12 protein-coding genes are annotated in these 10,181 nt (G+C 57.9%); 9 read left to right on the forward strand and 3 right to left on the reverse strand.

What is annotated here, in order from left to right; all coding sequences use genetic code 11:
* The first annotated feature begins 230 nt into the window (after positions 1 to 230).
* Entirely contained in the window at positions 231 to 1,424 is a 1,194-nt protein-coding gene (locus B4M48_RS00370; protein WP_039380128.1) for an MFS transporter, read from the forward strand.
* A gap of 104 nt (positions 1,425 to 1,528) precedes the next feature.
* On the opposite strand, the gene B4M48_RS00375 is transcribed toward B4M48_RS00370, so the two are convergent.
* Together B4M48_RS00375 and B4M48_RS00380 are read right to left on the reverse strand one after the other, a co-directional pair.
* A complete protein-coding gene (locus B4M48_RS00375; protein ID WP_039380127.1) occupies positions 1,529 to 2,035 on the reverse strand; it encodes a ferritin-like domain-containing protein in 507 nt (168 codons plus the stop codon).
* 18 nt (positions 2,036 to 2,053) lie between these two features.
* On the reverse strand, positions 2,054 to 2,251 hold the full coding sequence (locus B4M48_RS00380; protein WP_039380126.1) for a general stress protein: 198 nt from the start codon (positions 2,249 to 2,251) through the stop codon (positions 2,054 to 2,056).
* A gap of 562 nt (positions 2,252 to 2,813) precedes the next feature.
* Here B4M48_RS00380 and B4M48_RS00385 point away from each other — a divergent pair.
* The 8 genes from B4M48_RS00385 to B4M48_RS00420 all read left to right on the forward strand — a co-directional run bounded on the left by B4M48_RS00385 (position 2,814) and on the right by B4M48_RS00420 (position 9,579).
* Positions 2,814 to 3,773, forward strand: a complete 960-nt coding sequence (locus tag B4M48_RS00385; RefSeq protein ID WP_052246444.1) for a LysR family transcriptional regulator — start codon at positions 2,814 to 2,816, stop codon at positions 3,771 to 3,773.
* A 246-nt stretch (positions 3,774 to 4,019) separates the two neighbouring features.
* Complete coding sequence (locus B4M48_RS00390) at positions 4,020 to 5,474, forward strand: NAD(P)-binding domain-containing protein (protein ID WP_288655736.1); 1,455 nt, start codon at positions 4,020 to 4,022, stop codon at positions 5,472 to 5,474.
* Positions 5,471 to 5,953 (forward strand): CMD domain-containing protein, encoded by a 483-nt coding sequence (locus B4M48_RS00395; protein WP_250341146.1) that lies wholly within the window; start codon positions 5,471 to 5,473, stop codon positions 5,951 to 5,953. Before B4M48_RS00390 ends, B4M48_RS00395 begins: the two co-directional genes overlap by 4 nt.
* Positions 5,950 to 6,516, forward strand: coding sequence for a peroxidase-related enzyme (locus tag B4M48_RS00400; protein WP_065648209.1), 567 nt, complete (start codon positions 5,950 to 5,952; stop codon positions 6,514 to 6,516). Before B4M48_RS00395 ends, B4M48_RS00400 begins: the two co-directional genes overlap by 4 nt.
* 9 nt (positions 6,517 to 6,525) lie before the next feature.
* Positions 6,526 to 7,263 carry an amino acid ABC transporter ATP-binding protein gene (locus B4M48_RS00405; RefSeq protein WP_039380122.1) on the forward strand — a complete coding sequence of 246 codons (738 nt, stop codon included), beginning with the start codon at positions 6,526 to 6,528 and terminating at the stop codon, positions 7,261 to 7,263.
* A gap of 20 nt (positions 7,264 to 7,283) precedes the next feature.
* On the forward strand, positions 7,284 to 8,099 hold the full coding sequence (locus B4M48_RS00410) for a transporter substrate-binding domain-containing protein (protein ID WP_039380121.1): 816 nt from the start codon (positions 7,284 to 7,286) through the stop codon (positions 8,097 to 8,099).
* Between the two features lie 86 nt (positions 8,100 to 8,185).
* A complete protein-coding gene (locus B4M48_RS00415; RefSeq protein WP_200889504.1) occupies positions 8,186 to 8,872 on the forward strand; it encodes an amino acid ABC transporter permease in 687 nt (228 codons plus the stop codon).
* A 14-nt stretch (positions 8,873 to 8,886) separates the two neighbouring features.
* Positions 8,887 to 9,579, forward strand: a complete 693-nt coding sequence (locus B4M48_RS00420) for an amino acid ABC transporter permease (RefSeq protein ID WP_039380119.1) — start codon at positions 8,887 to 8,889, stop codon at positions 9,577 to 9,579.
* A gap of 288 nt (positions 9,580 to 9,867) precedes the next feature.
* Here the strand turns inward: B4M48_RS00420 and B4M48_RS00425 are convergent.
* Positions 9,868 to 10,181: hypothetical protein (locus B4M48_RS00425; RefSeq protein ID WP_288655739.1), on the reverse strand; the 314-nt coding region annotated here is incomplete at its 5' end.

A 10,181-nucleotide genomic window follows, 5' to 3' on the forward strand; every position in this document is an offset into this window, starting at 1 on the left:
CCGGGTTTTTGCTTTTCTGCGCTCCCCATATTCGCTCTGCGCTCCGGCGTATACGCTCTACTCCTGGTCTGACACAGTCAGCACCTTCATCTGCACGATCGCACCCCGGATACAGACAGACAGCTGCGAACACTGCTTTCATTTAGTTACTTTTACACTACGTGACTTTTCCTGAATCTTTGCCATTACTTAACAGGCGGACCCGCACTAAAAAATCAGGAATATGAGCAATGCCGATACGATCGCTGCAGGCGCTTTGTCTGGTGAGCTTTTTTCTCGCCGACGTGCGCGACGGGCTGGGACCTTTTCTGGGGATATTTTTAACGCAGCGTGGCTGGCAGCCAAATGATGTCGGCCTGGTGATGACGGCGGGCGGGCTGGCGGGGCTTATCGCCACGCTGCCTGCCGGGATCGTTACGGATGCCACGCGCTACAAACGTCTGCTGCTGCTGGGTGGCTGCGCGCTGATTACCGTTGCCACGCTGTGGCTCTGGTATTCACAGCAAAGCTGGGTGGTAGCAATTACGCAGATTATCAGCGGCGTTTCTGCCGCGTTTATTGCCCCGGTGCTGGCAGGGATCACGCTGGGTCTGGCCGGACAGCGCGGTTTTAACCGGCAGATGGGGCGCAACGAAGCGTTTAACCACGCCGGGAATATGAGCGCTGCGCTGATTGCCGGGGCCGCGACATGGTACTGGGGGACCGGCTCGGTATTTATCCTGATGACAGCGATGGCGTTGCTGACCTCACTCGCTATCCTGGCCATCCGCGGAAAAGATATTGATCATCAGGCAGCGCGCGGTCTGGATGCGTCTGCGGGCGGCGCGGTTCCCCGCCTCTCTGACCTGACGCGCAACGCACCGCTGATGACCACAGGCATCACGCTGCTGCTGTTCCATCTCGCGAATGCGGCACTGCTGCCGATGCTCAGTATGCGCGTAGCCGCCTCGCCCGGCGGCATGAATCCCGGCGTTTATGCTGCTGCAACCGTTATTATCTCGCAGGCGGTGATGATCCCGGTAGCGCTCTGGACGGCGGCGCGCGCCGAAACGCTGGGGTATCAGCGTCTGATTATGCTGGCGCTGCTGCTGCTGCCGCTGCGCGCCGTACTCGCCGCCAGCTTTACCAACCCCTGGATGATGATCCCGGTTCAGGTGCTGGACGGCATCGCGGCCGGTACGCTGGGCGTCGCCGTGCCTGGCTACATTGTGCAGCTGCTGCGCGGCAGCGGCCATGTTAATGCCGGGCAGAGTGCGGTGATGCTGATGCAGGGAGCGGGTGCCGCCTTTAGTCCGGCGCTGACCGGCATGATTGTCAGGCACTACTCTTATAGCGTGGCGTTCAGCACGCTAAGCGTGATTGCGCTGACAGCGCTGCTGATCTGGTGGCAGGCGAGGCGGTTCGCGCCGGTAAGTGAGGCATAAAAAAGGCCAGCACAGAAGCAACCTCACTATGCTGGCTGGCCAGCTGGCCGATAAATAATATGCAATGTCAAAGTCCGGGGAAGAAAATCAAAGCGCAGCCAGCGCTATTTCTTTGCTTCTACGCCTGGTGTACTGGAGCGGATAAGGAACTGCTTTGTAACGTCGCCCAGATGATTGGCTGTCCAGTCGGCCATCGCCTGTTCCTGCTCGCGAATGCGGGTGAAAATTGACACGCTCTCGCTGTCGTTAAGCTGTTCCGCCGCGGCAATGAGCGCAGTGTAATTCGCGATCTCAAAGTTCTCAAAAACGTTGCCGCTGATGGCGCCTTTCACCACCTCATCTTCGGTCATCATTCCGCCAACTGCCTGGCCAAACGCCGACAGTTTTCCTGCGGCATCTTTGATCACCGAACGGGACGTGTCGTAACGGTCAATGACGCTCTGCACCAGCTGCTGCTGTTCACGTGTTTCATCAATGTGCTGCTCAATACGCGCTTTGAGATCGGGATAGTGTTCGAGCCGGGCTGCCATTTTTTCCAGCATGCTCTCCGCCTGCTTCTCCATAGCGTGTGCATCTCTGACCCAGTCAATAAAATGTTCTTCGTAAGTCATTAGATTCTCCCGTTAATGTTAAGCCTGTGCACCCTGTGCAGCATCTTTATCTGTGCCACGACGACTCTTTTTACCCCCTTTACGGCCCGCTTCAATTGCGCGCTCAGGGTTATTGCGAAAGTTACCGCCGCTGACCTGACCGCCTTTTTTCCCCGCTTCGCGGGCACGTTCAGGATTCAGGGCAAAATTACCGGCACCGCCACGTGGATTGCTCATCATTTACTCCTCAGAGGGTAAAGCATATTAAAGTATTTAGTTTGCAACTTAAGGTTAGCGTTATTTTCCGGATTAACAAGGGCGCCAGCCAGGAATAATCTTAATTGGGGTTTTTATATTTTTTATTTCTTTAAGAGCTAATTTATAAAATCACGATTCGTTTTGTGTACAGAGAAATACTATTTGTACAATAAATTTTATCTCGGTATTTATAGATATTTATCCTTCATTTTTAGTGCTTTAATTCAATTAAAGGTGGTTTTTATAAGTTGTACGATTTTACTGTGTGTTGTACAAATTTATATTGCAAGGTAACAGAGTGTCGTATGAATTGAATTAAGCGCAGCGGTGGAAAGTATTTCTTAAATTTAACATGTAATTTTTTGTCAGTTGATTTTTTTGACTGAGATCATTTCAGCCAGGGCAATAATATATTCTGGAGTGGTCATTACCTAAATTGAGACTTTCAGGTTATGCAGTGACTTAACGGGGCTCTGCACCTTATGATGGCGGCATCACTTATGCTCAGCCCGGTGAGCAAGCATGCAGGAATCACCCCGTAATGAATTTACTCAACGATCTCGATCTGCGTCAGCTGGAAGCGTTCGCAGCGGTTATTGCAGCGGGCAGCGTGACCGCCGCAGCGAAAGCGCTGAATCGCTCACAGCCTGTGGTTTCACGCCAGCTGCAGGAGCTGGAGCTCTCTCTGGGCTATCCGCTCTTTATCCGCAACGGACCGCGTATTCACCCCTCCGAAGAGGCGCTGCAGCTGCATCAGTATGTGCAGAAAGCGCTGCTCTCTTTACAGCAGATCCGGCTGCGTGCGCAGGAGATCGCGCAGCAGCAGCAGCGGCCACTCAGCATTGCGGCCACGCCGGCGCTGGCTGCAGGGCTGCTGCCACAGGCGCTGGCGGCGATTGGCCTGCACAATAAAGTGCAGATTATCAGTGAGTCTGCTGCGCAAACGGCGCACGCGGTGATCACCGCCGAGGCGGACATCGGCCTTTGCAGCCTGCCGCTGGAGCATGATGCAGTGGTATTGCACTGGATCGGCCACGCGCGCTGCGTGGTGGCGCTGCCGGATAGCGACCCGCTCGCGGCGCAGCCGCAGATATCGCTCAGCCAGCTGGCGGGACGGCGACTTATCGCCCCCTGGAACCCGCAGCGCCTGCGCGGGCGCTATGAAAAAGCGCTGAAGCGTGTCAATACGCCGTTGCCGGAAACCATTGAAACCAACTCTTCGGCAAATATTCTTGGCTGCGTCCGCGCCGGGCTGGGCGTGGCTATTCTGGAGCCGGTATCCGGCTGGGGAATGCCGCTGGCTGGCGTCACTATCTGTACGCTGGAAGAGGATATCCCCTACTACTTTGGCGTGGTCACGCCGCAGGGCCGGCAGATCACCGCGGCAGCACAGGCGCTGGTAGAGGCACTTGCCGCCGCAGCTGCCGCGCTGTTACCTGATTTTCAGCGGCTGGCCTCAAGCGAACACACCCGCGTTATGCGGCTTATCAATCAGCTTTAAGGCGTCTGCAGGGCGCGGCGACCGGCTTATACCCATTCCGGCATAAGATATAAGAAATCCATTGGTTAAATGCTGAGCGCTATTATTGACTCCATCCAGCCGCAGGAGGAGTATGCAAAGCCTTAGCTTTTACTATGCGTATTAACAATCATTAGCCGGTAAATATGCGTTATCAGGATAATAAGGCCGGCGATTGTGGGTATGCGTTTGACAGCGTTTTTTGCGCTGACATCAGGGGATACTTATATGACTTCAGCTGCCGACGGTCTGGCCGCGCTGGAAGCTCAGCTACAGCAGGACCTGGAATACCTTGAACTGCCCGCAAAACCCTGGGTGCCTGCGCACACGGTTGATAATCAGCCGGTGCGCGATGTTGTCGTGATCGGTGCCGGGATGTGCGGCCTGGCGGCGACGGCCCGGCTGCAGCTGGCGGGTATCACCAATAGTATTACTTACGATACCGCACCGGCGGGGCAGGAGGGGCCGTGGGTCACCTTTGCCCGCATGGAGACGCTGCGTTCACCCAAATCACTGCAGGGACCGGCACTCGGTCTGGCCTCGCTGACCTTTCGCGCATGGTATACCGCGCAGTGGGGAAAAGCGGCCTGGCAGGCGCTGGACAAAATCCCGAAAGAGATATGGATGAACTATCTGGTCTGGTACCGGCGGGTACTGAATCTGCCGGTACAGAACGGCGTCCGCGTTACCGCCATTGAACCTGCCGGGTCGCTGATTGCGCTGACGCTGGAAGGCGCAGCGCCGGCACGCGTCTATACCCGCCGGCTGGTGCTGGCAACCGGCCGTTCCGGCCTGGGCGGCGTTGCCGTTCCCCCCTTTTTGCAGGGCGTCGATCGCCGCTTCTGGGCACACTCCGCCGACAACATCGACTTCCGTGCGCTGCAGGGTAAGCGGGTTGCGGTGATCGGTGCCGGTGCCTCGTCAATGGATAATGCCGCAACCGCGCTGGAGCAGGGCGCTGCCAGGGTGGATCTGCTGATCCGCCGTAAAGCGATGCCGCGCATCAATAAAATGACCGGTATCGGCAGTCAGGGCGTGGTACACGGTATGCACCAGCTGCCGGATATGTGGAAATGGAAGTTTGTTGATTATACCGCTGCCACCCAGACGCCGCCGCCGCGCGCCTCCACCCTGCGCGTTTCGCGTCATGAAAATGCCCGTTTTTTGCTGAACTGCGCTATCAATGCCGTCAGGCCCGAAGGGGATGAGCTGGTCATTGAGACGACGCAGGGGCCGCTGCGCTATGACTACCTGATTGCGGCTACCGGTTTCAGCAACGATTTCAGCGGCCGATCCGAATTCGCCGCCATCGCCCCGCACATCCGCCGCTGGGCAGACGGTCGCTATCAGCCTGCCATGGGGCCGGCGCGCCAGAATATGCTGGAGGCGCCTGACCTGGGACCCGGGTTTGAGTTTCGCGAGCGCTCCCCCGGCGCCTGCCCGATGCTTTCACATATTCACTGTTTCAATGATGCCGCGATGCTGACGCACGGCAAAGTCTCCGGTGATATCCCTGCGGTAAGCGCCGGTGCCGATCGGCTGGTGCGGGCGATTGCGGCCTCGCTGTTTGCCGAGGATGTGGAGCAGCACTATGCCAGCCTGCAGGCGTATGACACGCCTGAATTACAGGGCGATGAATGGGTGGACGCCACCCCCTTACTGAATCAGGAGAACGCGTTATGAGTGACGCTATCGATCGCGCCGCCGGGCTGACCCCTGACGCGGCGCTCTACCAGACGCGGCGCCTGCGGCCGGAGTTTGTTGATGGCGCCGAGGCGTGCCGTCGATCCGTGCTGACACCGGAAGATGACCAGGGCCTCTCTGCAGCCCTGCGGCTGGCGCTGGCACAGCGTATGGCACGGCTGAATCAGGATAGCGCGCTGGAGCAGGCGTATCAGCATGAACTGGCGCAGCTGCAGCCGGCAGATGAGCTGCTGGCGCTGGCAGAAGGTGCGCTGCCGGCAGGTGAACCGCTGGCGACTATTGTGCGTCATACCGATCTGATTACGTGCCAGCCGGTGCAGGCCACAGAACAGCATATCCGGCTGCTGGAGCAGGCGGGACTGAATAATCCGCAGATTGTGGCGCTTTCTGAGCTCATTGCCTTTATTAACTTCCAGACGCGCGTTGCGGCTGGCCTGCGCCTGCTGAGGTCAGCATGATCCCTTCTGTTTCCCTGAAGCCGCTGCACTGGCACCCCTATATTGCGCCGGTAAGCGTAGACGACGCCACGCCTGCCCAGCGCGATGCGATGAAAATCACACCGTCTAACAAGAAGGTGTCGGAGTATGTCCGCACGCTGGTACACGATCCGGAAAGCTACACCGCACGCACCGGGCTGTTCAACGCCATCATGTATGTTGAGGGCGGCCTGAATCGCGCCGATCGTGAGCTGGGTGCGCTGGGCGCGTCAATCGTGAACGGCTGCCGCTACTGCGCGGTGGTGCATGCGCGCCGGCACGTGCAGCTGGCTGATAACGACGCGGTGGTCAGTGCAATCTATTTTGACCGCGCCGATGCGCTGGGCGAGCGCGATGCAGCAATCTACCGCTTTGCCCGCCGCCTGTCGGTCACGCCAGCCGAAGCGACGGCAGAAGATATTGCGCCGCTGCGTGCGGCCGGAATGGACGATCGGGAGATTATCGACCTGATCCATGCTATCGCCATCTTTGGCTGGGCCAACCGTCTGATGCATGTGCTGGGCCATGCTGACCTGAATAAATAGGGCAATGCCATGTTAGAACTTAATAATATTACGCTCGCCTATGGTAACAACCCGATTCTGAAAGGGGTCGATCTGACGGTAAAGCGGGGCGATGTGGTGTCGATTATCGGGCCAAGCGGCACCGGTAAAACCACGCTGCTGCGCTGCATTAATTATCTGGCAAAGCCCACAGCCGGAACGATCGCGCTCGATCAGATCCGCATGGATTATCGCAAACCCGATAAAGCGGCGATCCAGGCGATCCGCCTGCGTACCGCGATGGTATTTCAGCAGTTCAACGTCTTTAAGAACATGACGGTGCTGGAGAATGTGATGGATCCGCTGATCGTGATCCAGCGCAAAAGCCGCCAGGAGGCGCGGACCATCGCGCTTGAGGAGCTGGAGCGGGTCGGACTCGGCGCGAAAGCCGATCACTATCCTTCCCAGCTATCTGGCGGACAGCTGCAGCGCACCGGCATTGCCCGCGCACTGGCGGTGCGGCCGGAGGTCATTCTGTTTGATGAACCGACCTCTTCGCTGGATCCGGAGCTGGTGGGTGAGGTGCTGAAGGTAATCAAAGATGTCACCTCCTCAGGCATCACCTCGCTGCTGGTCACGCATGAGATGCAGTTTGCGAAAAGCGTCTCTAACCGCATTGTGTTTATGGATCAGGGGGTGGTCGCCGCGCAGGGTACGCCGGCAGAGATGTTTGAAAACCCGACCCTGCCGCGCCTTGCCCAGTTTCTCAGCTCAGAACGCATATTCTAATAATCAGAGGAATCAAGATCATGCCTGCACTTAAAACAACATTACGTCGCCTGGCCGCGCCTGGCATCATCGCACTGGCGCTGGTCAGCGGCAGCAGCTTTGCCGATGCGGTTCGCACCATCAAAATCGCTACCGCTGCAGAGTCCAAGCCGCTCTCCTGGGGCGCGATTGGTCATGAGCCGCAGGGCTATGAGCCCGACGTGCTGAAAGCGATTAATGCCAGACTGCCGCAGTACAAATTTGTGATGGAAGGCGCCGCGGATATCGCTCAGGAGACCGGGCTGGCGACCGGCAAATATGATATGGCAACCGGCGGCTACTATAAGGCCCCGGCGCGTAGCAAGCAGTTCCTGATCCCGGATGCACCGATGGGTGCCAGCCTGATGAAGATCTACAGCCGCAGCGACAGCACCATTCAGGGCATGAAAGATCTGGTGGGCAAAAAGGTTGTCCCGGTGACCGCTGGCGGTGGCGTCTACAAATTTGTGACGCAGTGGCAGCAGGATAATCCGAACGACAAGATCGCCATTAAAGCCTCCAGTGCTGGCGTGCCCTATCCGGATCGCCTGAAAGAGGTGCAGAACGGCAAGTATGACGCGCTGATCCTGCCATCAAACCTCGGCGAGCAGACGGTCATTGATAACCAGAAACTGGCTATCAAAGCGAGCGAACCGGTGGCGATCAACAACACCTATGTGCTGCTGCATCGTTCGGCAGAGAATCAGGCGCTGAGTCAGGACATTACAAAGGCGCTGCAGGATCTTAAGGCGGACGGTACGCTGGATAAGCTGGCGCAGAAGTGGTTTGGTGAAGACGTCACGAAATATATGCAGTAACGGATTCACAAGCAGATACCGCGCCGGCTCTCTGGCAGGCGCGGCTCTATAGTAAGCAGGAGTGTTTCACCGTGAATCTATCCGCCATGATCCCCGAGCTGCTGTCAGCGCTGCCGCTGACGCTCGGTATTATGTTTGTTGCGATGCTGGCTGGCTTTGTTCTGGCGCTCATCACGACGCTTTTCCGCATCCGTCGTATTCCGCTGGTCAGCCAGCTGGCCGATCTGTACGTCTCTTATGCGCGCAGCGTGCCGGTGGTTCTGCAGCTGTTTGTCGCTTTCTACGGCCTGCCGCTGATTACGCAGCAGCTCGGCTTTACGGATTTTGTTTCACCTAATCTGGCCGCCATGATTGGCCTGAGCTTCTATCACGGCGGCTATCTCTCCGAAGTGATGCGCCCGGCGTTTCTGGCGGTAGAGCGCGGTCAGCACGATGCGGCGGACAGCCTGGGTTACGGCTTTCGTCACAAGATGCTGCGCGTGGTAGGACCGCAGGCGGTGCACTTTGCGCTGCCGGGCTATGGTAACGCGATAATTTACCTGATCCATAACGTTGCGCTGGTGATGTATATCGGTGCCGCTGATGTCATGGCGACGGCGCATCTGATTATGGAGCGCGATTATAACCAGTATCAGTTTGGTACCTATCTGGTGCTTGCGGTGATCTATTCGCTGCTCTGTCTGGTCGCCTGGCTGATTATTCGTTTCTTTGAACAGCGTCATGCGAAGTACAGCGCCAAAACGGCGCGCGTCAAGCTGACCGCCAGCGTCTGAGCAGGAGAGCGCGCATGTTTGATACTGAAGTACTACTGCCCGATTTCTGGAGCATTCTGGATGCGGTGCCGGTTACGCTGCTGATGGCGGTAACGGTGTTTATCTGTTCCACGCTGCTGGGCGGGCTGTTTGCATATATTGAGCATCAGCGTATTCCGCTACTGCGTCAGCTGGTGATGGTTTACAAAATTGCCTTTAAAGGCGTGCCGATGGTGGTGGTGATTTTTCTCGCCTACTACGGTCTGCCATCCGCGCTGCATTTCTTCGCTACGCTGTTTAACGTTGAGGTGAATGCTCACTCGCTGCCTAACTGGGTGATTATCATCGTCGCGCTGAGCGCCTGCGTAGCGGCGTTTCAGGCAGAAGTGTGGAAAGGGGCGCTGAACTCGTTTGACAGCGGCCAGTCCGATGCCGCGCTGTCGCTGGGTTACAGCGGTGGCCAGCTGTTCCGGCGCGTGATGTTCCCGCAAATCATCGTGGCGGCGATCCCGGATCTGGCCAACGCCTTTATGGTGATTATGAAAGCGCTGTCGCTCGCCTTTGCTATCGAAGTAGTGGATATCTTTGCGCAGGCGCAGCTGACGGCGGCGCTGAACTTCTACTATCTCGAAGCGTTCCTGATTGCCGTGGTATTTTATATGGTGATTGCGTGGGTGGTGACCAAGGTCGCCGATATGATTGAAGCGCGGTTGCGCGTCAGGACCTGAGAGAGAGGAGGCTGGCGCCGGTTCTGTTCGCCACGGGGGCGTGGGGCACGGGACTGGTTCCGTTCGCCACAGGGGCACGGGGCCGGTTCCGTTCGCCGTCAGCCGTGGCAGCAGCCTTTGCCCCGGTACGGCGACCGGGCAGAGGGCGCCTGGCCGCGCCCTCTGCACTCCCCGGCCCTGCGCCAGCCCCGTCCGCCGCTGCGCGGTTCCCTCGCTCACGCCCGCTTCCCGGGGACCGTCCGCCATTCGCTCCTGCTCACCGCGCCCTTTCGCCGACGTCCTGTCGGCTCATCCCGGAACCGTGCCCTCCCTCGGCGGACCCGAATGGCGCTTCCCCCGCCTTCTGATTTTTTCTCTTTCCTGGGCTTTTTTGATGGCGGTGGGTTCTGGTGGTTTGCGCTTTTTTCCTTTCACATGTGTTTTATGGCTGACGGTCCTGTCGGAAAGCTTCAGCGCACACCAGACCAAATTTAAAAAAAACAAAATGAAGAATTTGCAGGCGGGGAGGGGGGCGCCATCCGCAGCGCCGGGCGCAGAGTGACGGCCAGGGCGAGCCGGCAGGACGCCGGCGAGAGCGCGGGCTGAGCAGGAGCGAATCCGCG

The sequence above is a fragment of the Pantoea sp. UBA6567 genome (assembly GCF_002434165.1).
Classification (GTDB): Bacteria; Pseudomonadota; Gammaproteobacteria; order Enterobacterales; family Enterobacteriaceae; genus Pantoea; species Pantoea eucrina.